The organism is Candidatus Paceibacterota bacterium (genome assembly GCA_030583765.1).
In the GTDB taxonomy this organism is placed as follows: domain Bacteria; phylum Patescibacteriota; class Minisyncoccia; order 2-02-FULL-40-12; family GWA2-44-9.
In genome coordinates this window covers 572,188-598,046 of the sequence record CP129474.1, presented here as the reverse complement: position 1 = coordinate 598,046, position 25,859 = coordinate 572,188, and the positions used below count along the sequence as shown (strand labels likewise).

At 52.3% G+C, this 25,859-nt stretch carries 29 protein-coding genes; 2 read left to right on the top strand and 27 right to left on the bottom strand.

What is annotated here, in order from left to right:
* Positions 1 to 47 precede the first annotated feature (47 nt).
* Both QY311_03255 and QY311_03250 read right to left on the bottom strand, forming a co-directional pair.
* Complete coding sequence (locus QY311_03255; GenBank protein WKZ27120.1) at positions 48 to 377, bottom strand: hypothetical protein; 330 nt, start codon at positions 375 to 377, stop codon at positions 48 to 50.
* A gap of 7 nt (positions 378 to 384) precedes the next feature.
* On the bottom strand, positions 385 to 1,785 hold the full coding sequence (locus QY311_03250) for a phospholipid carrier-dependent glycosyltransferase (GenBank protein WKZ27119.1): 1,401 nt from the start codon (positions 1,783 to 1,785) through the stop codon (positions 385 to 387).
* A gap of 84 nt (positions 1,786 to 1,869) precedes the next feature.
* Here QY311_03250 and tgt point away from each other — a divergent pair, with 84 nt between their 5' ends.
* Positions 1,870 to 3,096, top strand: a complete 1,227-nt coding sequence (gene tgt, locus QY311_03245) for a tRNA guanosine(34) transglycosylase Tgt (GenBank protein ID WKZ27118.1) — start codon at positions 1,870 to 1,872, stop codon at positions 3,094 to 3,096.
* Here tgt and QY311_03240 read toward each other — a convergent pair.
* From QY311_03240 to QY311_03160, 17 genes are all read right to left on the bottom strand, one after another.
* Positions 3,047 to 3,343, bottom strand: coding sequence for a DUF5652 family protein (locus QY311_03240; protein ID WKZ27117.1), 297 nt, complete (start codon positions 3,341 to 3,343; stop codon positions 3,047 to 3,049). The two genes, tgt and QY311_03240, sit on opposite strands and share 50 nt — an antisense overlap.
* Positions 3,344 to 3,362: 19 nt before the next feature.
* Positions 3,363 to 3,716, bottom strand: a complete 354-nt coding sequence (locus tag QY311_03235; protein ID WKZ27116.1) for a hypothetical protein — start codon at positions 3,714 to 3,716, stop codon at positions 3,363 to 3,365.
* Between the two features lies 1 nt (position 3,717).
* Complete coding sequence (gene cobO / locus QY311_03230; GenBank protein ID WKZ27115.1) at positions 3,718 to 4,236, bottom strand: cob(I)yrinic acid a,c-diamide adenosyltransferase; 519 nt, start codon at positions 4,234 to 4,236, stop codon at positions 3,718 to 3,720.
* Between the two features lie 249 nt (positions 4,237 to 4,485).
* Entirely contained in the window at positions 4,486 to 4,842 is a 357-nt protein-coding gene (locus QY311_03225; GenBank protein ID WKZ27114.1) for a hypothetical protein, read from the bottom strand.
* A gap of 262 nt (positions 4,843 to 5,104) precedes the next feature.
* Positions 5,105 to 5,404 (bottom strand): RNA-binding protein, encoded by a 300-nt coding sequence (locus tag QY311_03220; protein ID WKZ27113.1) that lies wholly within the window; start codon positions 5,402 to 5,404, stop codon positions 5,105 to 5,107.
* A 164-nt stretch (positions 5,405 to 5,568) separates the two neighbouring features.
* On the bottom strand, positions 5,569 to 7,419 hold the full coding sequence (typA, locus tag QY311_03215; GenBank protein WKZ27112.1) for a translational GTPase TypA: 1,851 nt from the start codon (positions 7,417 to 7,419) through the stop codon (positions 5,569 to 5,571).
* A 130-nt stretch (positions 7,420 to 7,549) separates the two neighbouring features.
* Entirely contained in the window at positions 7,550 to 7,762 is a 213-nt protein-coding gene (locus QY311_03210; protein WKZ27111.1) for a hypothetical protein, read from the bottom strand.
* A gap of 35 nt (positions 7,763 to 7,797) precedes the next feature.
* The gene (locus QY311_03205; GenBank protein ID WKZ27110.1) at positions 7,798 to 9,429 is read right to left on the bottom strand and encodes an FAD-binding oxidoreductase; all 1,632 of its coding nucleotides are present in this window, start codon (positions 9,427 to 9,429) and stop codon (positions 7,798 to 7,800) included.
* Complete coding sequence (locus QY311_03200) at positions 9,407 to 9,871, bottom strand: DoxX family protein (GenBank protein WKZ27109.1); 465 nt, start codon at positions 9,869 to 9,871, stop codon at positions 9,407 to 9,409. The genes QY311_03205 and QY311_03200 overlap by 23 nt, the downstream gene beginning before the upstream one ends.
* On the bottom strand, positions 9,864 to 10,415 hold the full coding sequence (locus tag QY311_03195; protein WKZ27108.1) for a PspC domain-containing protein: 552 nt from the start codon (positions 10,413 to 10,415) through the stop codon (positions 9,864 to 9,866). Before QY311_03195 ends, QY311_03200 begins: the two co-directional genes overlap by 8 nt.
* Positions 10,412 to 10,705 (bottom strand): MscL family protein, encoded by a 294-nt coding sequence (locus tag QY311_03190; protein ID WKZ27107.1) that lies wholly within the window; start codon positions 10,703 to 10,705, stop codon positions 10,412 to 10,414. The genes QY311_03195 and QY311_03190 overlap by 4 nt, the downstream gene beginning before the upstream one ends.
* A gap of 1 nt (position 10,706) precedes the next feature.
* Positions 10,707 to 11,864 (bottom strand): hypothetical protein, encoded by a 1,158-nt coding sequence (locus tag QY311_03185; GenBank protein WKZ27106.1) that lies wholly within the window; start codon positions 11,862 to 11,864, stop codon positions 10,707 to 10,709.
* Between the two features lie 46 nt (positions 11,865 to 11,910).
* Positions 11,911 to 12,399, bottom strand: a complete 489-nt coding sequence (locus QY311_03180) for a vitamin K epoxide reductase family protein (GenBank protein ID WKZ27105.1) — start codon at positions 12,397 to 12,399, stop codon at positions 11,911 to 11,913.
* Complete coding sequence (locus QY311_03175; protein ID WKZ27104.1) at positions 12,392 to 13,633, bottom strand: ABC transporter permease; 1,242 nt, start codon at positions 13,631 to 13,633, stop codon at positions 12,392 to 12,394. The genes QY311_03180 and QY311_03175 overlap by 8 nt, the downstream gene beginning before the upstream one ends.
* Positions 13,634 to 13,637: 4 nt before the next feature.
* A complete protein-coding gene (locus QY311_03170; protein WKZ27103.1) occupies positions 13,638 to 14,363 on the bottom strand; it encodes an ABC transporter ATP-binding protein in 726 nt (241 codons plus the stop codon).
* Between the two features lie 6 nt (positions 14,364 to 14,369).
* Positions 14,370 to 16,016 carry an efflux RND transporter periplasmic adaptor subunit gene (locus QY311_03165; protein WKZ27102.1) on the bottom strand — a complete coding sequence of 549 codons (1,647 nt, stop codon included), beginning with the start codon at positions 16,014 to 16,016 and terminating at the stop codon, positions 14,370 to 14,372.
* Positions 16,017 to 16,050: 34 nt separating this feature from the next.
* Positions 16,051 to 16,932, bottom strand: coding sequence for a hypothetical protein (locus tag QY311_03160; protein ID WKZ27101.1), 882 nt, complete (start codon positions 16,930 to 16,932; stop codon positions 16,051 to 16,053).
* A gap of 48 nt (positions 16,933 to 16,980) precedes the next feature.
* Here QY311_03160 and queA point away from each other — a divergent pair, with 48 nt between their 5' ends.
* Positions 16,981 to 18,006, top strand: coding sequence for a tRNA preQ1(34) S-adenosylmethionine ribosyltransferase-isomerase QueA (queA, locus tag QY311_03155; GenBank protein WKZ27100.1), 1,026 nt, complete (start codon positions 16,981 to 16,983; stop codon positions 18,004 to 18,006).
* On the opposite strand, the gene QY311_03150 is transcribed toward queA, so the two are convergent.
* The 8 genes from QY311_03150 to QY311_03115 all read right to left on the bottom strand — a co-directional run bounded on the left by QY311_03150 (position 18,003) and on the right by QY311_03115 (position 25,643).
* Positions 18,003 to 19,679 (bottom strand): tetratricopeptide repeat protein, encoded by a 1,677-nt coding sequence (locus tag QY311_03150; GenBank protein ID WKZ27099.1) that lies wholly within the window; start codon positions 19,677 to 19,679, stop codon positions 18,003 to 18,005. The genes queA and QY311_03150 overlap by 4 nt on opposite strands.
* A 294-nt stretch (positions 19,680 to 19,973) precedes the next feature.
* Positions 19,974 to 20,576, bottom strand: a complete 603-nt coding sequence (locus tag QY311_03145) for a M23 family metallopeptidase (GenBank protein ID WKZ27098.1) — start codon at positions 20,574 to 20,576, stop codon at positions 19,974 to 19,976.
* Positions 20,577 to 20,585: 9 nt separating this feature from the next.
* Positions 20,586 to 21,089, bottom strand: coding sequence for a hypothetical protein (locus tag QY311_03140; protein WKZ27097.1), 504 nt, complete (start codon positions 21,087 to 21,089; stop codon positions 20,586 to 20,588).
* A 46-nt stretch (positions 21,090 to 21,135) separates the two neighbouring features.
* A complete protein-coding gene (locus tag QY311_03135; GenBank protein ID WKZ27096.1) occupies positions 21,136 to 21,537 on the bottom strand; it encodes a cupredoxin domain-containing protein in 402 nt (133 codons plus the stop codon).
* A gap of 2 nt (positions 21,538 to 21,539) precedes the next feature.
* Positions 21,540 to 22,547, bottom strand: coding sequence for a sulfite exporter TauE/SafE family protein (locus QY311_03130; GenBank protein WKZ27095.1), 1,008 nt, complete (start codon positions 22,545 to 22,547; stop codon positions 21,540 to 21,542).
* Positions 22,548 to 22,549: 2 nt separating this feature from the next.
* Entirely contained in the window at positions 22,550 to 24,847 is a 2,298-nt protein-coding gene (locus QY311_03125; GenBank protein ID WKZ27094.1) for a heavy metal translocating P-type ATPase, read from the bottom strand.
* A 1-nt stretch (position 24,848) separates the two neighbouring features.
* On the bottom strand, positions 24,849 to 25,124 hold the full coding sequence (locus QY311_03120; protein WKZ27093.1) for a metal-sensitive transcriptional regulator: 276 nt from the start codon (positions 25,122 to 25,124) through the stop codon (positions 24,849 to 24,851).
* A 27-nt stretch (positions 25,125 to 25,151) separates the two neighbouring features.
* Entirely contained in the window at positions 25,152 to 25,643 is a 492-nt protein-coding gene (locus QY311_03115) for a TspO/MBR family protein (GenBank protein WKZ27092.1), read from the bottom strand.
* Between the last annotated feature and the right edge of the window lie 216 nt (positions 25,644 to 25,859).

Sequence of the window (25,859 nt, the reverse complement as noted above, 5' to 3'; positions counted from 1 at the left end):
GGAAAAGCAAAAGGCCCCGTTCGCACGCATGCGATGGGGCCTTTGTGTTAGGCAGAGATGACCGGGCGCCAGCTCGAAAAGATCACGATGGAGTACTGGTAGACTGGCGGGCGACCCTCCACTCGCTCTTCGTTGAAAATGGCGGAGAAACCGTGCTGTGCCGCCAACCGTATGAGTGCCGCCGTCTGTAGGCCCTCTTCACTCCCACACAAGAGCACCCGTGCCGTAAAAACACGCACCAGCGAGCCTTCCGGCGCTTGTATGATGCTCTCGAACGCCCCTATCAACTCGGCCGGAGTGACCGGCTTCTCGTTGCCCGGATAATCCATGGCCACCTCCTTGGCGACATACCATACACTATAATCGAGAAAAATCAATGCAGTCCTAGCGCCAAGTACTCAACCACATGCGCGCAGAGAATGCTTGCTCACCAAGAGGAAGCCCGTAGGTGATAGGCGCAAAATATATGAACACAATACACGCAAGCGCGCCAAGCACCGCAAGAGAACGTCGCGATACGTTTGCCTGATCACAGAGATATCCGAGCGCAAGCAGTGCAAAGAGAAGCGCTGGGAAGTAATGATATAAGAACATGACCCGCGAGATGCCGATAAAGGGCAGGAGTGAGAGTGCGTACCCACCCACGATAAAGACCGCCGCGAATGTACGCTTTTTGGGATCACGAAGCGCAAAAAAGAGGAAACCAATCGCCACACTACTTCCCCACCACACGAGCGGGTTGCCGATTAAGTAAATCTTATATTTCTCTCCCGGACGATCCTCTACGGGAAGCACTCCAACCTCACGCCACGCTCCGTCAATCTGCGTTTTTGCGACCACCTGCTTGTCACTATTCCAATAAAAAATGCTGCGCGTCATGAGTGGCCAAGAGTACCACGGACTCCCATAAGGATGTGTTGCGGTCAGGCGCGCATTAGAGCGATACATCTCCATATTTAATTCAACAATACTGGCAAGCATGCCTTTTGACTTTAGGAGAGGATCTTCAGCTGCCGCATTCCCCGAAAGACGCGCTTGGAATTCGCGGCTCATGAATGCATCACCCGGGCCGGTATTCGGCAACAATGAAAGGTGTACCCAAAATACAGTCGCATAGAGTGCTATGGGAACGACCGTAAAGAATGAAAGCTCTCGGAATGAAAGCGTGTGTTCCTTTTTGGCAATCCGCATACCCTCCGCGATGAGCGCGAGGAGCAAAAACGCACCGCCCGTCCACTTAATAGACGCGGCGAGCGCACCAAAGATGCCCACCCCTATCAAAAAACGCCACTGTGCCGTTTCACGAAAACGCAGATACATGCACAGCGTCAGAATGCCGAAAAGCAGCAAAAACGCGTCGAGAAGAATAAACCGAGACTGCACCACCAACGCGCTTTCAACCGCCGCTGCAACGCCCACAAGCGCAGCATATGGTGTACGCATACCCAGGAGCAGCGCGAGCCAAAAAAGTGCCAAAGGGATCAGCGTTCCCGCTAGTGTGGGGAGAAAGCGAAGCGCCTTATAGGAGTCGTCGGGGTACGCGGCTCCGATGTGTGCAAAGCCAAACTCTGGCTTAAATCCAGCGAGCTTCCCAAACCCCGCAATGAGTAGCTTCCCTAGTGGTGGGTGAATATCAAAATAGTATTCACCCGTAGCATATCCAGAAATAAACTTCCCGAAGTGCACTTCATCAAACACGGTTTCTTTCGGAGCCCCAAACAAGAACCAGTGAGTCACGATGCTTAAGAGTGCAATGAGCGCGAGCGCGCGTTTGTCAGTTATCATTCACGCATCATAGCTCCTCGCAATCACATCTCGCAAGGGAAAGTTGCGTAATACTATTTTTTGCAATACAATTGGAAGCCATATATGTCAAGAAGGCGAAACCAATCAGCGAAGGGAACGTTTACCATTACAGCGCGCGATCGCCTCTCAAGGGCGCGTGTTGGCGTACTTAAAACACCCCATGGCACCGTAGAAACCCCTGCATACGTTATCGTGGGCACGCGTGGTTTCGTGCGCGCGCTCAAGCCTTCTGATATTCGCAAAACAAACACACAGCTTATCATTGCGAATGCCTATCACCTTTGGGATACATCGCTCGCCAACCCTAGCACAAAGAAAAAAACATTCCTGGAACGCTCACTGAAACAATCCATTCCCACGATGACCGATAGCGGAGGATTTCAGGTGTTTTCCTTCGGTGCCGCACGCGAGCACAATGTGGGCAAGGTGCTTGAACGCCCCCGCCGTGCGGTTGGTGAAAAGAGCGCGGTTACTATCACTGAAGAAGGCGTATCTTTTACCGACCAAATGGGAGCGCGCCGCATGCTCACTCCAGAGCTTTCCATGCGCATTCAAGAGGCCATCGGGGCTGATATCATCTTCGCCTTTGATGAATGCACGTCGCCACTCCATGGTCGTGAACATACAAAAAAAGCTATGCATCGAACGCACCGCTGGCTTGAACGGTGTCTTGCAGAAAAGGCGGCTCGTCCGCTCATGAATCGCCAAATGCTCTACGGCATTGTGCAAGGTGGCCGATTTGATGATCTGCGCACACAAAGCGCGCGACACGTAGGAAGCACGGCGGTTGATGGCATTGGCATCGGCGGGTCGTTCGGAAAAGAAGAGATGCGCGCGACGCTCGATGCCATCATGCCACATATCCCCGAAGAAAAGCCGCGGCATCTTCTTGGGATTGGACGCATTGAAGATATCTTCGATGCTGTTGCGTCGGGCGTTGATACGTTTGACTGCGTCATCCCCACTCGCGAAGCGCGCCATGGCCGCATCTGGACAGCCATGGGCCCGATCGATATTCGCTCTGCGCGGTGGCGCACAAGTACCGCACGCCTTTCTCCACGTTGCGCATGTCCGGCATGCCGTGGCGGCGTAACGCGGAGCATGCTCTGCGCACTCTTCCGCCTCGACACCCACTTCCCTGAAATCGAAAGCCAGGCGCAACGCCTGGCTACGATACATAACATATGGTTCTTCCAAGAGCTCGTCACCGCGATGCGCGCGGCAATTCGCAAGGGCACCTTTACGCAGTTTCAGAAGCGCTACCTGGCGCGCCTGCGTCGGGAGCAGTAGTATCGTGCTCCGCCTTTTTCCCTCGGGCGATACGCTCAGAGAACACGTAGTAGAACAGAATCTCCAAGATACCAAAGGTGTTTACGATTAAGAGAGCGACAAACCACCACTTTGCGCTCAGGCGAGCCGCTTTCCAGAGAGCGAGGCCCTTCCACACGAATACCCACACAAACGCTGCGAGAATAATCCAATTAAAGGAGAAGGGAAAGCTTAACAAGCTCTCGTACGAGAATGGATTTTGAGTCATATTGCCCATTATACCACACCTATTCCTTTGACAAGAGGGCCAGCTCGTGGCGCACTTCGGCAAGAATGTCCGCTGGAATCGGAATAGTGTCACGGACTGGGCTTACCCCTGGATATCTCCATGCGGTGATAACAACCTTGCGCCCCTTTGTGGCATCTTGGCGATACATCACCCAAATCTCGGAAGGCTTCTTTGGCGTCCCCGCCTTTTGCATAACACCCACAGCCCCCGGAACCACGCTTTCTTCCATGCGCGCTGGAGCACGCATCACTCGCTTCACGCGATCAGCAGAGAGCGCGTAGTGCTGCATCTTGCGCACGACGTGTGCGGTCCATCGATATTTAGCGTCATTTTTAGGAAGGTTAAAACGCATACTACCACTCTACCCCCTTCACTCCCTTCTTACCCTCTTGGTAGGGGTGTTTAATTTCTTTTACCTCACTCACGATATCCGCCCGGTCGATGAGTGATTGAGGCGCATCTCGCCCCGTCAGCATGAGATCCATGCCCTCGGGCAGTGAGTCAACCAAGGCCTCAACCTCCGCAAGCTCCAAAAGCCCAAGCGCGAGCGCGTTGTGCACTTCATCAAGAATAAGCAAGTTCCACGCACCGCTCTCCATTTCCGTGCGCGCAAGCGCAAGGCCGGCACGTGCTGCTTCAATGTGCTCTTCACGTGGTAGCGTGTCTCCCAAAATACCCACAAACCCCTTTCCTGTTTTGATGATTTTAAAATCTGGCGCAAGGCGCTGAAATGCGTCATCTTCCCCTGAGCGCCATGGCCCTTTTATAAACTGTACCATGAGCACCTTGCGGCCATCACCAACGGCGCGAAGCGCCTGCCCAAGCGAGCTTGTCGTCTTGCCCTTTCCATTCCCCGTGATGAGCAAAATCATGTGCCGCCATCCTAGCATGGGGCCCAAAAATGGTCACGCAAGTTTCAGTAGGCAACATACGAATACACTTCCAACTCCCGTCGCAGTCCCAGCGGGACTGCGCGGTCTCACTCGCCCTCGCTCGTCTCCTTACGGAGACACCCTGCCCGCTCGGGCTCCGAATGGTCTTCAGTGTATTCATATGTTGCTTATAAAAAAGAAACGGCCCCGACCACTGGGAGTGGACGAGGCCGGTACGCTGGATGCACATCATCTGGGAACGAGTATCTGGTCCCGCCGAAGGCACGGGAACAGGTTGAAGACTCCGGACATCCAGAGCAAGATACCGAGAGAACAGATCCCAGCTCCCGCGATGGGGCCGTACATGGTGACCGCTTGCCAAGAAGCCAAGTACAAGCCGATGCCTCCCATGGCCAAGATCGCGGTGCTGCGATGCTGGAAGCTGGATACCGTCCCCAGCACCACCAGGCCAAACGTCACGAGAGGGGCCAACGGCTCCACGATCGCCCAGAGGATGAACCAGAGGGCGAGGAGAGCCACGGAAAGAAAGGCTCCCACCGCCACGATCGTCTCGAACGCCATTAGCACGTTCTTCAAGAACTTCATAGCGACCTCCTGAACATATGATACCACACTCACGCGATATTGTAAATGTGTTACCCCGCCCACGTTAAGGGTGTTTTTGAGCGATTCCAAAGAGTCTCTCGGAGCCCGAACCGCTGGGACAGAGCGATAGCTCTGGGTAAGGGCGAGAGGGAGTGCTCATGCTCGCAGGAAGCATGAGACACGTGCTCGGAGGAACGCTCAAAAATACCCCGCAACACGTAACATAAAACACCCCTTGCGGGGTGCTTTATGTTGCTAGTCCTTAGTAGGATGAGCGACCTCCACCAAAACCGCCGGAGCGAGGTGGGCGTGCTTCCATAGGACGTGCTTCATTGACGGTGAGTGCGCGGCCGTCGAGTTCCTTACCATGCCACATCTCGATTGCCTTTGCAGCTTCGTCATCAGAGCTCATCTCCACAAAGCCGAAGCCCTTGGAGCGGCCTGACATCTTATCGATGATGACCTGTGCTGATGCAACAGTTCCTGCTTGCGCGAACGCATCGCGGAGCGTGCTCTCAGTCGTGTCATACGACAAGTTACCTACATATAAACGCTTTGCCATACTGTGCGCGTTTTTCAGTCGCTCTCTTTATGAAAAGAGGGCTCCAAAAAACACGAATTTGTTTTATTACCGTAGGGTTGACCTTCTCGTCGAGCCCCCTACGTAACCGCAGGCTGCTACCGCGAGAGTTCCTACCAAGACCCAGTATATCACAAACGAGCGCTTTACGCAAGCGCGTCTTTTTGGGCACGGCGAGCCTTATCGCGCTCAGTGCGAGAAAGATAGCGTTTCCGCATGCGAATGTGCTCTGGCGTGAGCTCGAGAAGCTCGTCGTCTTCGATAAAATCAAGGGCCTGTTCAAGACTCATAACCACTGGCGGTGCGAGAATTGTGACACCATCAGAGCTCTTAGAACGCATGTTCGTAAGCTCCTTACCTTTCACCACATTAATCTCAAGATCTTCGCGGCGGCTATTAAGGCCCACGATCATGCCCTCATACACCTTTTCTCCAGGACCAATAAATGTACTCCCACGGCCCTGTGCAACCTCAAGCCCGAAAGCGACCGCTTGCCCCGCTTCTGACGCAATCAAGACGCCATTGCGATCACGCGGCAGCGCCTCACCAACCGGACGATATTCCGCGAACATCGTGTTCATGACAATCGTACCCTTCGTGGCCGTCATGAGGATATTGCGCAAACCAAGAAATGCACGCGTTGGCATGAGGTACACCATGCGACTATAGCCGTTGTCATGGTTGATGATGTTCGTCAGCTCTGCGCGACGCTTTCCGAATTCAGTAGTAATCGTACCGACATATTCCTCTGGTACGTCGACTGTTACCTCTTCAACTGGTTCTTTAAGGACGCCGTCCATTTCTTTAAAAATAACCTCGGGCTTTGATACTTGCATTTCAAAACCTTCGCGGCGAAGCGTTTCGAGGAACACGGAAAGGTGTAATTCTCCACGCCCCGAGAGCACATATTCACCGTTCCCTAATGGGTTGAGGCGCATACCCACGTTAGTTTCTAATTCACGCTCGAGGCGCTCGCCGATCTGGCGAGAAGTTACGAACTTCCCCTCTTGTCCCATGAATGGAGACGTATTGGGACCAAGTGTAATGCGCAGTGTTGGCTCTTCGATAGCAATGCTAGGAAGCGGCTCTGGGTTTGAAACGTCCGTGATCGTCCAGCTGATATGAGCCTCCGGTACGCCGGTTACTGCAATAATATCTCCCGCAAACGCTTCAGCAACCTCAGCGCGCTTTAAGCCTTGGAACACAAAAACTTTTTCGATCGTACTCACGTGCTGCGCGCCAGTGGCATCAATGATGGCTACGCGCTGGCCTGGACGCGCAGTACCGCGCGCAAGGCGACCAATGGCATATCGACCTTGGTAGGTATCACGGTCAAGGGCCGCGACGAGCATCTGGAGCGTTCCGGAGGCATCGGCGTGCGGCGCAGGCACATGTGCAAGAATTGCATCAAAAAGTGGCACGAGGCTACCGGGGGCCTGACGCTCCTCCGGCGTTGGGATATGATCCCACGCTTTCCCTTCACGGCCAATGGCGTACACAATAGGAAAATCAAGGTGAGACTCATCATGCGCTAACTGCAAAAAGAGATTCGTTGTCTCATCAATAGTGCGAGCGATATCGCCGCCCGGCTTATCGATCTTATTCACTACCACAATCACCTTAAGGCCAAGTTGGAGTGCTTTTTTTAATACAAACTTCGTCTGAGGCATGGGGCCCTCTTGTGCGTCCACGAGGAGAATGGCGCCATCAGCCATATTCAACGTGCGCTCCACTTCACCTCCGAAATCCGCGTGACCTGGAGTGTCGACGATGTTAATTTTCGTATCTTTATAAATAACGGCTGTGTTTTTTGCGAGAATAGTAATACCACGCTCTCGTTCCAACTCATTTGAGTCCATGATGAGATCTTGGCTCAACTCCTCTGCTTTCGCATGGAATGTTCCTGACTGCTTTAACAAAAAATCCACGAGGGTTGTTTTCCCGTGGTCAACGTGTGCGATGATAGCGATGTTCCTGATTTTTTGCATAAGATGCATTCCTGCCCGCCGAAGCTATGCGAAGGCGGGTCGAATAAAAAACCGCCGCGGGCGGGTCGTGCCGATTACGAGTTAGAGTATACCATACTTCCTAAAAAAGACGAGGGGGCATTGCGTGCCCCCAAGGTCACTAGAATACCCGCCGCCGCATGCCCCAACCAAGGAACACGAGACCGATCGCGAGCAAGCACAGGCCAACCGTGTTGGCGAGATAAAGATCTCGCCCCACAAACATCCCCAACGACACCATCACGCATCCGAACCCAAGGACGGAGACGAGATATTCATGGTATCTGCGGACCCACCGAGCCAGCCAACGTAACGTGTGCATATATACCTCCACGTCACAAGTATGCTTGAAAAGCATAAAAAGACAACTTAACTCTTCTTTATGTGTTCAAGTGCGTATTGCCAGGAGCCTCCCACCTTTTTCCCCGGATTAAAGATGTTGTGCGGGTCAAAGATCTCTTTCGTGCGCCGGAAAAGCGCATACACCTGCCTTCCATACATTTCTTCTATAAACGGCGTACGAATAATCCCGTCGTTATGTTCCGCAGTGATCGACCCGTTGAACTCTTTCACGAGCGCATACACCTTTGATGAAAGCTCGTGGATTGCTGTTTGAGTTTTCGGGTCCTGAAGCTTCATGAGCGGAATGACGTGGAAGTTGCCGTTTCCAATATGTCCCACCATAGAATAAGTCAGCTGGTATGGCTCCAGCATTGCGGTAAGTCGTGGTAAAAAGTCAGCCAGTCGCTCAGGCGGCACGATAATGTCATCAATGAATGGAACTGTTTGACGCCCGCGGATGTGGTGACGCAATAGGTTAAAGCTCTCGCGGCGAATTGCCCAGTACTTCTTTGCTTCATGTGCGCTCCGTGTCATGCGCGTGCGGATACCAAGTGATCGTAGACTTTGTTCTGCTGCCCTCGCAGGCTCAAGCGCCTCCGCATCGGTATCGCCGGAGAATTCAGCGAGCACAACAAGGCGTGGCACGCCGTGCGTCAACAACATCCATGCCTCCGGAATAAACTGCAGTCCAAGCGATACGATATTACGCGCGCCAAGAAGCTGTACAAATTCGGGCATGAAGCGCAGTGCGAGCATGAACGTTTTGTCATCATACGACTCAAGACTTTCTGGAGCATGCGCCTTCAGGGCCCCGACCACGCCTGGAACATCGGCGAGATTATCAATGAAGGCAACGAGGAGGCGGCTAAAGGGCTTCGGCTTCACAAGAGAAAAGGTTGCCTCGGTGATAATGCCAAGCGTCCCCTGTGCCCCTACAAAAAGCTTTGCGAGATTCATAGTCTCGCCATCCCACACGCGCCATAATTGATACCCAGCAGAATTCTTAGAAACTCTAGGGCGTGCTTGAGAAATGAGTTTCGTATTGTGGGTGACTAGATCATATATCTGACTATACACTGAGCCTTCAAAATCTTTTTGCGCTAACTTTTTCTTGAGCGCATCACCGGATACGGGGCCGAGTTCGTATTCGTTACCGTCAGCCAAAACGGCGCGAATTGACTGAACATAATCGATCGTCTGCCCATAGGTTAAGCTCTTTTCCCCTCCCGCATTATTGGAAACCATCCCACCAATCGCACACAGTTCTCGAGATGCGGGATATGTTGGCATAATGAGTCCGTGCGCCAACGTCACCTTCTCAAAGTCTCGATAGAATAAACCAGGCAGTGCTTTTGCAAGATTTCCTTCCACAACAGGTTCCGCACTAAATCCTGGCTTCATGTCCAACACAATGGAGGACGAGAGCGGCCCTCCACTCATACAGGTTCCGGCTGCACGAGCCGTCAGCGACACCCCCGCGTGTTCGTTTGCATACCGGACAAGAGCCTTCACGTCGGCGCTATCGCGGGGCGCAACCACAACCTCAGGCATGACCTGAAAGATACTTGCATCTCGGCTCGCCGCTTCGCGGGACGCTAGGTCCGTTGCAACGGTGCCCTGTATCAATGCACGGAGATCATCGGCGAGCATCGTGAACATCTTGCTGCCAAGGACGAATAGTCGCTCCAGCGACCACCATACTTGCCGCAACAAGCACCAAATTCTTCATCACAAACTCACCCTCAACGGTAAGCGCGAACAACGTCCCTCGCATGAAGAGCGCGGGCGCAGATATGAGCGCGAGGAATGTACCAAGCATTTCTATCCATAACAGCGCAAACACGATACGCAACGCACGCTTCGTGAGCAACCCAAACCCAACCACAACTTCAAAGAGCCCGAGTATAACTAAAAATTGTTCTATAGGAAGGAGCGCATACGCACTCTGCACGACATACCCCACAGGGGACATGCCTAATACCTTTAAAAGACCGAACCAAAGGAATACAACGCCGAGCGCGAGGCGTAGTACAGTCACGCCATAGCGCTGCAACCACTGGATGATGCGCGCATCGATGCGCTGAAGAAGGGCATTATTCATGGTGCGCTTCAGATGATTCAGGGGCGCTCTCCTGGACGACTTCTTTCGATTCAGGCTCTTTATGTTGCGCAGACGGCGCACGCGGCTCGCGCTGCAAGATGATAACCCCCACGACCACACAGACGATGGGCCATATGGCCGACCACTGGAACCACGCAAGTGAGAAAAATTCACGCAAAAATGCCAGCACGCCAAGCGCGATAAGCCCAACACCTAAAAGCGTACGCCGCTTGAGGATTTCGCGCTCACGTGAGCGTAAGCGATCAGCGATATCTTGCGCACCAGACTGTACCTCATCAACAAACGAGTGCACGCGATCTTTGAGCGTTTCGTCTCGTCCCTGTGGTGCATCCTGCAGTGGCAGAATGAACATGAGCGCAAGGTAGAGTAAAATGGTAAACCCAAAGTCACCAACGACCGCCAAGATGATGAAGAGAAGACGAATAAAAACAGGATCAAGATCAAAGTATTCGCCGAGTCCTCCAGCAACTCCGCCAAATATTTTGTTTACGCGAGAACGTCGCAATGGCTGGTGATTATTCATGATGATTTTTGACCCCCGATCATACGTACTGCAGCATACACGACAAGTGCGAGTATGAGGAAGTTGATACACTGCAGTATGAAGCTCCCCCACAAAATTGACGCCGAACCAATAGACAAGGTAGCGCTCTTAAGGTCTTGCACCTGGCTTAACAAGAGGCCGACAACTGGGTTAAGGATATCGTTCACAAACGAAGTCACTAACCCAGAGACCGCACCACCAATCACGAAGCCGACACCAAACCCAAGCACATCTTTCTGGCGAATAAATTGAAGAAATCCAGTAAACATATTATGCCGCGATTGAACGCTTCAGCCACATGGCGCGATACCACACAAGCGCCACGCCACCGAATACTGCGCATCGCATTGCCAGCTGCGCGATATCTCCAAGCACCGGAACGAGCCCAATGACTCCAGTCACCAAAAGCCCCACTGGAATGGTATACCAAGCAACGGCTCCAAGTGGTTCTTTGCGCAACAGGTGAAGCGCGGCGCTTCCCCACGCAACCGGCGCCAGCAACGCAGTCACGGCCCAGAAAAGAGCATACCCCAACAGGGCGATAACGCTTATGGGTAGACCTACCAAGAGAAGCCCACACACTAAAGCACCTAGAGGAACGAGCACAATAACAGCGACGCCGCGAGCAATAGACCACCCAACGTGTGCAAATGTTGCATGTAATACGTCGTGTGTTAATCGTGGGAATAGATAGACGAGCGCATATGCTGCCACCAACCACATGAGCACCTTGAGAGCGATCAGTGCGCCAAAGAGTGCGCCAGCCAGTGCGGCAACAGTACGCTCATCAGGTAGCGCAGCGGCACTGCGAACAAACACGACTTCTTGCGCAAGGCGAGCTGATGGATCAACTTCAGCAGGTCGTGGGCCGCGATATTCAATACGCTCACTCAACACAGCTCCAGCACCGATACTCAATCGGTCAGCTTTGATAAGCAGTGGACCATCAACAACACCGTTGACCACCATGCTCCCGCCCGTCATCTGAATGCCACCCAAAACACGCCCATCAATTGTTACGGATCCTCCAACAGCCAACACACTACCAGAAACAAGTGCGTCGCCAGCAATGTGTACCTGCCCGCCAGCAACCGCCAGGTCTCCCTTAATTGCTCCGGTAATCACCGTCGTGCCACCCACAAGGCGCACATCGTCTCCGACGGTTCCTGCAATAGTGAGCGTGCCACCAGCGGCGAGCACATCATCTCGCACATCACCACTGATACTCACCGTTCCTCCCGCAACCACGACATCACCCTTCACATCTGCGCTAATACTGACAGTGCCGCCGGCTCCATACACATCTTCATTCACGGCAACGGTTGGCGCCAAAACGTATGACTCACCGGCGCCTATGACCACTGCGTGAGCAGTAACAGGCATTAGCACAAACGCGAATGCGCTCAAGAGAAAAAAGAATCGTTTCATATACGATCCATTGTACGCCACCCTACAGTACAACTCAATATGCGCGCTATACTTCAGCCCTCAAATGACGATAGTGTTGGCTCCACACAGCAAGCCATATCCCGAACAAGAGTGATGACGTAAGAGCAGAGGCCATGCAATAGATACAAATAGCATCAATAATAAAAAGCTGGAGCACGATTAAATAGATAGTGAAGAGCATGCCCAAAGGTGCGGCAAAAAGTGCCAGCGAAAGTGGTGCCGAGGTTCGCTTATGAAAACTCACTAAGCCCGCGATTACAAAAAATGCATAGTACAGCACACCCAGTAGCGCTACAGGAATCGGGCCGATGGCCGCATATGCACTTGAGGTGACCGTCTCACAGCCCTCAAGAATACTGCACGGTGGCACGCGATTGATAAAGTGCAGCAGCGTCAGATAGAGCGAGTCAAGAAAGCCAAGGAATGCGACTATAATCACTGAGATGATGACCGCACGCGATACCGTCGGCGCTTTTTCTGCATATGCATGATAGGTACGAATGATGTTATTCATAGCGGAGTGCTTCCATTGGGCTCTTTAACGCAGCTTGGCGCGCGGGAAAGAGTCCAAAGGCAAGACCAATACCCACTGAGACGAGCACGCCCATGGCCATGCCAGAAATTGGCAGAATAAATGGCATCGCAACCCCCGCAAAAGTGCGCGCCGCAAACGAAGCAAAATAGCTTAATGAGATACCGATAGTAATACCAAGGACCCCGCCGGCAAGCGTCAGGATGACCGCCTCGGTGAGGAATTGCAGGAGGATATCATTATTTTTTGCACCAAGAGCCTTGCGCAAACCAATCTCGCGCGTACGCTCCGTCACCGACACCAACATGATATTCATAATACCAACACCGCCCACGACAAGAGAGATGCCTGCGACGGATGCGAGCAACAGGGTAAGAACGCTCGTGATAGTGCTAAACGTATCAGCGATTTCAGTTGGCGTTTGTACAAAAAAGTCATCCTTTTCTGGATCCGTAATGTTGTGCATATCACGAAGCGTTGCCTCAATGTCCTTAACCACTGCATCCATAGTTTCCGGACTTGAAGCAGTGACCGCGATACGCTGAATGTATGAAAAACCAAGCACATATGTCTGCGCCGTGGTGTACGGCATAACAATTGCATCATCAAAATCAACAAAAGGAGATTGCCCCTTGTCGCCCAGTACGCCGATGACGCGCACCGAAGAATCTTTTAGCTTTATCTTTTCTCCGATAGCCGTAGATGAGCCGAATAATTCCTTTGCGACGTCTTTGCCGATGACCGCAACCTGCGAACGCTCACGCACATCGTAATCATCAAACATCATGCCCGCGGAGAGATCGAGATTGTAGAGCGGCACAAGGTCTTCCGTCCCGCCAAGAATTGTCGCAGTAAATGCTTCTGATCCATATGATGCAACTGCGGGACCAAATACAAATGGCACAACGCGCGTCGCATCGGGTACATTTGATTTCTTCCGCAGAGCTTCAAGATCGCGCTCCTTCAATGAGTCACCAAGAATAGTGAAACCAAATCCATTCGGCCCACTTGGCTCACGGCCTGGAATAATAAATACATTTTGCGCCCCAAGCCCCTGCACCTCACCCAAGATGAGTCCCTCAGCGCTCTGCCCAATAGAGGTAACGAGCGTAATCGATGAGATGCCAATAACGATTCCTAAAATCGTGAGGAAAGAGCGCGACTTATGTGTCGAGAGCCCCCGAAGCGCCATGGATAGTGTATCGCGGAATAACATGGAGTTATTTTTCAAAACCCTGCTCGGCAATAATACGCCGCTTATCAATAATGGCATCCGACTCAATGACTCCGTCACGAATGGTTACCATTCGTTTTGCCGCCATCGCCACATATGACTCATGCGTCACCAGCACAATGGTATTGCCCTGATCGTTCAGGTCTTGGAGGAATCGCATGATCACCTCGCCAGAACGAGAGTCTAAGCTCCCCGTTGGCTCATCCGCAAAAATAACACGCGGATCATTCACTAAAGCGCGAGCGATAGCAACACGCTGCTTCTGCCCACCCGAAAGCTTCGCGGCGGCAAATTCAGAACGGTTAGTGAGACCAACAAGGTCAACCATCGCCTGAGCGCGCTGTGTACGCACAGGCTCAGGAACGCCCGCGTAGATAAGGGGCATCTTCACGTTTTCAAGTACTGATTGCCGGGGCATGAGGTTGAAAGCCTGGAATACAAACCCGAGCATCTCGTTGCGGACTTGCGCCAGCTCCGCATCAGAAAAAGAAGTAATATTCTTCCCCGCTAAGCGGTACGTGCCCTTCGTGGGACGATCAAGGCACCCAAGTATCTGGAGGAGTGTCGACTTTCCAGAGCCAGAGGGCCCAACAATTGCCACAAACTCCCCTTCTTTGATAGCAAGGTCAACACTCTCCAAACCGACCGTTGTTACATCTTGTTCGCGATACTCTTTTCCAAGACCACGAACTTCAATGATGGGTGCCGCCATAGTGGTTTAATCAGTGAGCATAACGTCTCCCTCTTCAAGACCCGACAGCACTTCGGTGCGGCCATCAGAGCCGCGGAGCCCAGTAGTGATCGGGACTTCAAATATGCGCGCATCACCGCGCTCTTCAGAAAGCGTGAGCGCTGCGAACCGTTCCGAAACGTCACCGGATACGCGCACGCGCACCATCTTTACGCCGTCTTTCGTAATAATATCGCGCGTTGGCACAAAAAGAACACCAGAACGTGCATCTGTCTGGATATCAAGATCTGCAGTAAGGCCCGGCAGGATATCGTCATGTTGTTCGTCGAACTGCAGGGTAACGCGATAGGTTGCGACACCTTCCAAAACTTGTGCGGCTGGATCAATATGCACGACACGAGCAGTGATCTGCCGCTCTTGGCCATATGCATCGAGAACCACGCGCGCCACATCTCCAATCTGCACCTTCGTGATATCAGCCTCGGAAATTGCAGCCTCGATTTCAAGGCGTGCATCGCTAATGAGTGAAACTGCGGACGTTTGAGGTTGTACAATCTGACCACGCTCAACATCAACAGATGTGATGGTGCCTGAAAATGGGGCAACGAGCGTGAACTTGCTCAGCTGGGCTTCAACGAGTGCCAAGTTGGCTTGTGCCTGCTCCAATTGAGCGCGCGCCACTTGCACATCAAAAGATTCTGCGGGAGCCTCGCCTTGGGTAAGGCGTGTACGCGCATCGCGCACAGCATTCTCTGCGGCAACAACGGACTGGCGCTGGGTTGTCACAAGCTTCAGTTGCGCAGCGATTGCTTCGAGCTCGGTCGTAATGAGTGCGCGATCCGTTGAAGTCACATCTGGCGCGCTTGAGAGGCGCCCTTGCATAAGCTGCAGGGCGCGCTGCGTCGCCTCCACAGCACGTTGCACTGGCTCAAGATACATTGTCACATCACTACTCTGCTGTGCGGCGACAATCTGACCTCGCAAGCCACCGGTAAGAGAAAGGAAGTACCAGGCCTGCGTGCGTCCAAGGTTTCCCTCACCAACCAGCATCTGCAGTGCAGTAGACTTGGCATCCGCGAGTGGACCCGCGTCGACACTCGAACCGGCAAAGTAGGTATATTGAATATCAGTGAACGTTTCAAAAGAATTTAATGCCGACTGAATCGCAGTGGAAAGAATGCTATACGTTCCCGATCCTTTCGTTTCGGCAAGCGTGCGCTCTGCGTTCGCAAGCGCAGTCTTGAGCACATCGATATCTTCAGTGCGCTTACCTGCAAGCAACTGATCGAGCTTCGCCTGTGATGCTTTCACTGTTGCCACCTCCCGCTGACGCTGAGCAATAAGCTCGCCTCCGTCCATGCGCACCAGCACTTGGCCAGCGCGCACCGAGTCTCCCACAGAGACAGGAATACTCACGACGCGTCCTGATCGTTCAAAAGCAAGATCTACCGCTTCGGCAGCCTCAACACGACCCGTCACGCTAACCTCTTGTACAATATCGCCGCGCTGCACTACTAAAAGACCTTCATTACTCTCTTCATTCCCCCCACTGAGCATGGAAAGCACGATGAGGAAAAAGAGCCCACCAGCGAGAGAGCGCCATGGGTGGAGCTTCATCCATGGCCATACGGCGCGCAAAAAGTCGCGAATTCTGGAGAGAAAAGTGTGGAACATAAGAGACAAAATGTACAAAAAAAACGGGCTCGCGTCAACGCGACGCGTGAGCCTGAATCACAACAGAAACCAGCGCCGATGCAGCCTGTTCGCCTTCATATACCGAGGCAATACAGTCAAGAAATGGCACACGTATATGTGCACGGCGCGCATCTTCGCGCATATGCAAAAGCGCTCGGATCCCCTCGCTATCTCCCGAGACAATTTCCCCGTCCGCCAATGCACGACCAATGCGCGCATGCGCCGTATCGCCGCTAAACGCAGTAGCGATCAAATCAGCAACACTTGCACGAAACAGCGCATGATCAGCGCGCGCCGGAGCATAGACTTCCATCTCATCAATAGCGCACGCGCTGGCGAGCCCAGCAGCATTCCATCCCGCACACGCGCGCACGGCGCTAATGCCAATCGCGTACACATTTTTGAGCGCGTTGCGACGGGCCACGATGTCACTATGCGCCGTCCACGAAACAGTAATACCCGCATGAGAGAGAGATGCGCCAACGGCGTGCGCCACGCGCTCTTCATCACTCCCCACCACGAGCATCGTTGGCATGCTCGCGCGCACTTCTTCGGCGATGCACGCACCACCTAAGATCCCCCACGCACGCCGATCACCTAACACGTGCGCTGCCCACTCATCAGGTCGGCGCCCACCATCGATGCCTTTTGTAGCAACACATACAGAAGCCGCCTCTGGTATGCACGATTCGATCGTTTCAAGCGCGCTACGGAGTCCTCCCGAAGGAACACACACGTAGACAAGCTCAGCTGCAGCAAGCGCTTCTTCGCACGTTGCATGAGTGCGCGGCTTTGTTGGGGCCGCATCCCAAAGTGAAAGCGTATGGCCGCCCACGCGCACTGCATGAGCGATTGCGCTTCCCAATTCTCCAGTACCAATAATAGTAACACGCATGTTAAAAGGGGCCTTGCTCTTCTTAACAGTATACCACTACACTAGAGCATGCCTGATGATATCCTCGCGCAATACGACTACACTCTCCCAGACGAGCTCATAGCAAAGCAGCCGACAACACCACGCGACGCCGCGCGTTTACTTATTTACCATAAACAAACGGGAGAGATACAAGACACAACCTTTGCGCATGTTATTGATGCTCTCCCCGCAAACACTCTCCTAGTACTCAACGATACCCGGGTGCTCCCAGCACGTGTTGCCTTCACAAAACGTACAGGTGGTACAGTGTCGATGCTCTATATAGCACACACTGATACAACATCGCTGTGGTGGGCTCCAAAGCCGCTCAGTACTGGAGACGTCCTCTCCTGCGGCGGACATACTCTATCTGTCTTGGAACGAACGTCCGATGGGTATATATGCTCTCTCCCTGTTCCAGCTGAAGATTTTTTTTCATTTTTAGAAACACACGGCACAACGCCGCTACCTCCCTATATAAAGCATTCACCCCTTTCAGAAGCCCAAGCGCGCATAGAATACCAAACCGTGTTCGCTCGTGAGCGAGGTTCGGTAGCCGCACCAACTGCTTCGCTTCACTTCACGCCGGAGCTTCTCGAGCGAGTTCGAAAAAAATATGAGGTCGTTTCAGTGACACTCCACGTGAATCGTGGAACATTTGCGCCAGTCACTGAGGCACACATTGCACGCAACGCACTCCATAGCGAGTGGTATCGCGTAACACAACCGACAGTAGACGCCATCCGCAGAGCTCGCGATGCCGGTCGCCCCATCATCGCTGTTGGGACTACGGTTATTCGCGTACTAGAGACTATTGCGCGCAATGAACAATGGGACGCGCATACAGGAACCACAACCCTCTTTCTCCGCCCCCCACAGCGGCCACAAATCATTACGGGATGCATCACTAATTTTCATGTACCACGATCGAGCCTCATGATGCTGATCGCATCAATAATAGGCCGCGACGAGCTTATGCGCCTCTATGCGCACGCGATCACGCGACGCTATCGCTTTTACTCGTTCGGAGACGCAATGCTCATCCTCCCCTAGAGTGAAGGGGACGGCGTAGGCGATGGAAAGAGCGCATCACGAATTGGAATCAGCTCTGGAAGAAGAGGGACGCCTGCTCGCTCTAAAAAGAGGATATGCTCTTTTGCTTCATCAATTCGTCCCGTCTGCGCGGTGAGGAGCGCGAGTCCTTGGTGTGCGAATGAATACCATGGATTGATAGCTAATGCCTGGCGCCACAGTTGCTCCGCTTCGATTTCCTTCCCTTGGAATAGCAGCGTGATTGCTAGGTTGTGATATGCGGGAGGAAACCCAGGGTTCCTCTCTATTTCTTTCGCGAACGCATCTTGTGCCGCAGGAATGTTATGCATGAAAAGGTATGCGGAACCAATATTATTCCACACTCGCTTTGCTTCAGGATGGAGCGCAAGTGCACGCTGGTGCAGGAAGAGCGCCTGTCCTACATTGCGCTTGCGGAAAAATTCTGTCCCCAGCCCATCCTGCGCACGTGCAAGGTTGGGCGACTGGGCAGCAGCAAGCGTCCAATACGTCTCACTGTTTTGAAATGCAGGAATACGTTGGAACGTGTGGAATGCAAAAAAGATAGCAATAACCACTAATGCCCCGCGTGCGATCAGAAGCGGCTTGCGCGGGAGAAGGCGCACTAAGCTCAATGCCGCGATAATAATGCCCACCATCGGCATGTAGAGACGATTCTCGAAGAAAACCTGGCGCGCCGTCGGCTCGTTGGTAACAAGCGATGGAAGGAGGAAAAGCACGAACCACACAAAACCGAATTGAGCGAGCTGAGTCTTTTTTCGAAATGCGATAATGGTAATCAGGGCGCCTAGCGCAAGTACCCCACCAATAATCATGTTTGTCAGATCGCCCGTCGGCATAAGCGCCAACCGAACAGGCACCACCGCTTTGGTGATGTATTCTAGAAATGCTCCACTCGAACGTACGACTGACAGAAATGCCTCAGTGAACGAAAGCGTCTGGACGTTGGCAAGAGCTATCGTGCGCGCGACAGCATAGAGCACCCAGCCTCCAAGCCACACAGCCGCCTCAGAGAGCGTAAATGATGTACGCCAGTGCCAGCGTCGCACCAGCACCGCATATGCGTACGCAACGACCGGCAAGACTACGGCGAATTCTTTCGCCCCCAGTGCCAAGAGCCAAAACAGTGCATGCGCTACCAGATAGCTACGCTTTTGGGTGTGCGCATAACGGATGAAAAACCAAAAACTGGCGAGAAGAGGGATCGCCGCAAGAATGTCATTGCGCCCAGGGACCCATGCAACCGCAGGTACCAGCGCGGGGTGTGCTGCAAAAGCAAGTGCGCCCCCAAGTGCTGCCCATGGACCAAAGCTCAGCGCACGCAACACGGCTAACACTAAAAGGGTACCGGCTGCATGGAGAGCAATATTCATGCCGTGGTACCACAGAGGGCGATCACCCGCAATATGCGCATCCACCATGAATGAAAGTGTTTGCACGGGACGATAGAACACCGAGCGACCAAACGGATAGGCCGTATCAGTAGTAAATGCCTTTGGCACATTTTCAATGCTTTGCAAGAAGCTTTGACGATCAATAATCAGCTCATCTTCATCAAAATGGACAAAATCAAAACGAAGCGTCTGCGCGTAGAGTGCGCAGACAAAAACAAGAAGTACAGCAACCTGCACCTTAACGGAAGGCAAGTACCGCATGAGATTTTACTCTAGCATGGCGCCCTAAAAAAGCAATGAAAAAAGAGCGCCCCCGCAATCGCTTGCGGGGGCTGGGGTTGTCCTCGGGTACCGCGCTAGCGGTACTCCTTGGGCAACCCGTGTTCGGGGCTCCAGGCGCCCAGCTTCTCGCTGGGGCGGAGCCAGGGGGCCGCGGGGACCTCCCGGTGCGTGCCCCGCGTGATGCACGCGGGGGTACGGCGGGTCGGCTTGTGGACCATATGCCACCTCCTGTCCTTAATTATAGCACGTAATAATAGTAAAGTCAAGCACCCGTTACGGGCGGTTTACAAGTAAAGAAAAGGGGTTCAGCGCTTCACGGCGCAGATACATCCCCAAATGAAGGTGTGGGGGCGTAGTCACCGCGTTGCCTGTATTCCCCACAAATCCAATCACAGAATCGGTAGTCACCCACTGCCCCACGGCGATGCCCTCTGCGAACCGATCAAGGTGCGCATAGTAATAACGAATCCCGCCTGCACCAGCAATCCACACCGTATTGCCGCCCAACTCTCTGTCCTCTTGTATGCGAACAATGTATCCATTCGTTGCAGAAAAAACAGGCGTTCCACGAGGAGCAAAGATATCTTGTCCCTCATGCCCGCGGTCTTCGCCCCGAGGAGCGCCCCATGTGTCGCTCACCTGCCGCACTGAAACGCCGTACACGGGCATTACTAACACCGCATCAGGCTCTTCCATGCTTAAACGCGCAAGCTTCAGAGGAAATGTGATGCGAAATAAAAAAGCATCTATGCGCTCTGCAATGCGTAATGTGGCGTCAGGGTGCGTTTCCGGAAAACGCAGTACAAAAAGCGCGGCCCAGATAAGCGCGGCCACGGCAATACATATGCCACCAGCGATGATAAGTCTTTTCCGCATGCTGCATTATTATAACGTGCGACTATCGTATGCCCAATGTAGCAGTGCCTGGCGTTGCTTAGGACGACACGTGACATCTCCCGCCTTGCAGTTCTTGCGTACTTGTGCAACGTGACGCCGAATTGCCTTCCAGCGCTTAATTTGTCGCGCATCTTCTTCGGGGATGCGCCTGCCCATATAGTAGCGACAGTACCACTGAAACCATCCGCGCGGATCTTCAGGATAGATCCAGCCCTTCTTCACCCACACTGAGAGCGATTGGCTCGCACGCGCGCCAAAAAAATTGAGTGCGGCGTTATGCCCCGGTGGAGAGAGCTTGGCATGCGTAAACCAATCTGCCGGGAACTCATCACGACAATCGGTCATGTATTTCCCTCCAAAAACTCCCAGCGCGAGCATTTCTTTCGGAGTAAGATCTGGAGTAAACTCTGGGTCAAAATTCTTACCCATGGGCGCTGTACACTCATAGGTATAGCCATCCTGCATTTTGTCGTGCACCACAACGGTACGCATGCCACCACCTTACCACATTTTGCAATCGCCATAGAAACGCAGCGCGTCACTCGAAGGCAATAGCGAAACTATACATGCCCATACTACAGAGCCCTTGAAGCGTTCCCGGGGATGGATTGCCCAGATCAATCACCTCTTCACCAGTCTGGGATAAAATCTTCTGATAACCGATTGAGCGAATCACGAGCGCGAGAGAGCAATCATATGTGCCGTTAGTCTTGACGATGAGCCGCGTGGGTATGTTTGCTTGCGCGCGCGACTGTCTCGGAGAATACCCGCCACGTGCTTTGATGGTGACGTACTGGATACCGTCTCGTATTTCCACATTTTGCTCAGATACCGCCTCTTTGGGTTCGAGAATATTTTTCAGGAGCACAAGCGATCCGACGCCAGCGGCGACGACGAGTACGGTTCCTAAAACAATCGAGAGTGTCGTGGGTATGCGCATGGTTATATAGTGAAGAGAGGATTAATAATACCAAGCGCCGCAAGTCCAGCAAGGAGAGAGAGGAGGCCAAGGCCAACAACAACAACTCCCGCTGATTTAAAGAACAAGGATGAGTATTTCCCATGCGCTAATGATGCTGATCCGAATGAGAGAAGCGCAAGCACTGGAAGCGTACCGAGAGCAAACATAAACATAATCGACATGCCGGATGTGAATGATCCACTACTCAGCGCAGAAATTTGCATCGCCTGAGTAAACCCACACGGCAGAAAGAACGTCGCAAGACCAAGGGCTAATGGGGCAAGCGTTGTGTGCTCTATATTTTTGAAAAAACTAAAAATGCCCGGCGACAGTGTAAGCTTGTTCTTGGAGAGCACTCCGAGAAGATTGAGCCCCAGCGAAATCATAACGAGTGACGCGACGATGCCCAATATCGCGGTTACCGTAAAATTAACACCAAGGACGCCGCCGACTGCCCCAAGGACGCCGCCGAGCATGGCAAAGCCTATGACTCGACCGATATGAAATAGGGTGAAAGTTTTTGTATCGCTTACGTTATCTTGGGATATCTTTGCAGACAATGACAAAACGAGGCCCCCGACCACCGCCAAGCAGCTTGAAACAGACGCAATAAGCCCGATGAGAAAACTGGTCGTTGGCGTTATCGCCCCACCAAAGCCAAAGTTCAATATCCCCGATTTTTGAAGAAGAACAAAAAGGAATAGGAAGGAAAAACCGACTCCCAAAGCCTTCCACAGAGGATCACCGCTCTGCGTTACCCTCACCGCGCGCTCCACAGAGAGTGCGTATCCATGTGATGCGACCTTTTGAGTAAGGAGGTTCGCAAGGCCATCGGGGCCCAAAGTGGTAGATGCTTCAACGAGTACCGTTTCTTTCCCAAGATCCACATGAACTCGAGACACAAAGTCTAGTTCGCTTAATGTATCCTCAATGAAGATTTTACACGAAGCACAGTGCGTACCAGAAACATGAAATGTATACGTATGCATGGTTATATATTTTTAGATTTTATACGCAACGAATTTGACACAACAGACACTGAAGACATCGCCATCGCGAATCCAGCAAATGCGGGGTTTAACATCCACCCAAAAAATGGATAGAACACGCCAGCTGCCAAAGGTATGCCAACCACGTTGTAAATGAAAGCCCAGAAAAGATTCTGTTTAATGCCTCGCATCGTGATTTTAGAAAGCTTCACCGCCTTCACAAGTTTGGAGATGTCTCCACCCAATAACGTAATACCGGCTGACTCTATAGCGACATCGGTTCCCGTGCCCATCGCGATACCAACATCTGCCTGTGCCAGCGCCGGAGCATCGTTGACGCCATCGCCAGCCATGGCCACGATGCGACCCCGTGATTGCAGTGTACGGATTTTTTCCAGCTTATCATGGGGAAGTACTTGTGCGATCACATCATCGATGCCAACAAGAGAGGCGATATATTGCGCCGTCTTTTCATCGTCTCCCGTGAGCATCACAACATCGATACCGAGTTGGTGAAGATCGGCGATCGCCCGTTGAGCCTCAGGCTTTATTTCATCAGCAACCATCACGAAACCGAGTACTGCGTCGCGCGTCGCAAGAATAACCGGTGTCTTTCCTTGAGAGGTAAAGCGATCCAGCGCCGTAGCGTCAAATGTGAGTCCTAGGTCGCCTACAAGCTTCGTATTCCCAACAAAATATTCAACGGCATTTATGGTCCCGCGAAGCCCCTTTCCTTCCACGATCGAAAATCCGCCCACTTCCAGCATGTTTAGAGCATTCTCATGGGCATACTGAGTAATTGCATGGGCGATGGGATGTTCGGACTTCTTTTCTAGCGAAGCAACGACAGCAACAAGCTCATCATCTGACATACGGGAAAGATTAATAACATCAACAAGTGTAGGCTTTCCCTTGGTGATGGTGCCTGTTTTATCGACAACCACCGTATTCACTTGATGCAATTTCTCAAGGGTCGCCGCGTCCTTAACAAGAATTCCCTCCTTCGCCCCCTTACCAACGCCAACAATAATCGCCGTTGGGGTAGCAAGCCCAAGAGCACATGGGCAGGCAATAACTAGAATACCAACGAAAGAGACGAGTCCAAATGAAAGCGCCTGCGAAAATCCCATATATTGAGACCCGACCATAAGCCAAATCGCCAAAGTCAGGAATGCTATCAGGAGAACAATGGGAACAAACACCGCGGAAATCTTGTCGGCAAGCGCCTGGATAGGAGCTCGACTACCTTGGGCATCTTCCACCATTTTGATAATTTGAGCCAAGAGCGTCTCGGATCCAACTTTTGTTGCTCGAAATACGAATGAGCCGCTCGTATTGAGAGTCCCGGAAACCACACTATCACCGCCCTGCTTTTGAACGGGCATCGGTTCACCGGTGACCATGGACTCGTCGACAAATGAGCTGCCTTCTGTGACGACTCCGTCTACTGGAATCTTCGCTCCGGGTTTCACGATAATAAAATCGCCGTGACGAACATCGTTGACAGAGACTTCGACCTCTTTACCATCCCTCATAACGAGTGCAGTTTTTGCCTGTAGATTGAGGAGCTTTTCAATAGCATCACCCGTCTTTATTTTTGACCTCGCTTCTAAATATTTCCCAAGAGCAATAAATGTAATAACGACAATAGTCACATCATAGTATTGATGCTCAACGTTCACGAACGGCCGCAGCACATCTTCAAAGGCGCTGACCGCAAAGCTATATAAAAATGCGGTCACTGTCCCAATGCCAATAAGCGTGTCCATGTTCGCTTTACCAAAGCGAACGAACCGATAAACGCCAAGGAGATATGGTTTCCCCACTACAAAGAGAATGTACGTCGCCATCACGGGGAGAAGATGATGAACGAACTCCCCCAGCACATCACCCATAGCGCTAACGCGACCGTATTGGGCTAATATATCCCAACCCATAACAAATGCCGCAAAAAGCGCTATTGGGCCAGCAGAGAGTACCTTCGTCCGCATATCGGCGACTTCCGCAAGTTTTTCTTTTTTTGACTGATTGATACCTGTGTGTGCGGCATGCTCGCTCTCAGACATGCCCATTTCTTCTGCAGAAGAAGGAACTTCTAAAGAATAGCCGAGTGGCTCAATATGCTTCGAAACATCGTGCGGGTTTGTTTTTGATGGATCAAAAGAAATCTTTGCCTTCTCGGTGCCAAAATTTACTGCAACCGACTCAACGCCGGGAACCTTGCGGACCGCTTTCTCAATCACCGATGAGCACGAGGCGCAGTGCATTCCTTTCACATTATAGGTTTGTGTATGCGTCATATTATTTTCTTTTCAGTTTATATACTTTTATAATTTCCTCTTTTGCCTTCTTTGCCTGGCCTGATTGCATCTGATGATGTACGCAATGGTCAAGATGGTTCTCAAGTAGCAGATCTTCAACATTCGAAAGCCCCTGCTTTACTGCAGAGGTCTGAGTAATAACATCGATGCAGTAAGTGTCCTGCACGATCATTTTTTGCAACCCTCGCACCTGCCCTTCCAAAAGCTTAAGGCGCCGCACTACGCGAGCCTTAGCACTTTCGTCCATGTATTTCATACCCCAAGCATACCCCCCGGGGGGTATTTATGTCAACGGGGTGTTCAGTTGATAAATGCTCCAAGTAATATAGGCGGCAAAGCTCACCCATGCGATATAGGGCGCCAGCAACAGCGCAGCAAGACGGGAAATGGGATAAAAAGCCCGCATTGTTGCGAGAATAGCAATGATGAGTATGAGGATTTCCACGAAAGCAGCCCCGGGATTTTGAAGCCCAAAGAATACAACCGACCAGAGCGTATTCAGGCCAAGCTGGATAAGAAAAAGGCCGAGGGCTATACGCACGTCACGACGACGCGCTCCCCGTTCCCACACAAGCCATGCCGCAACACCCATCAAAATGAATAGGGTGGTCCACACGAGACCGAACACCCAATTTGGCGGGGCAATGGCGGGCTTGAGAAGATACCGGTACCATTCCGGTATGGCGCTCATAGTAAAGAACGAGCCCAGGATACCCGCGAGCTGCGAAGCACCGATAGCGATAACAAGTCTTAGAAAAGAGTGTGAGCGTAACATGATGATTTTAGTATACCATCAAACAACTCATGCGCACACAAAAGCCGCGCGGTGCGCGGCCAGTGTGCGGACTCAAAATCTTACTTCGCCTTTCGTGCGGCAAGAAGTGCGTGCTTCTTCGCCAAGCGCTTTGCAGTTTTGCGCGAGCGTGGCTTGTTTTTCACGCGGCTCTTACCCAATCCTCCATGTCGTTTTGGCATAGAAATCAAGAATACC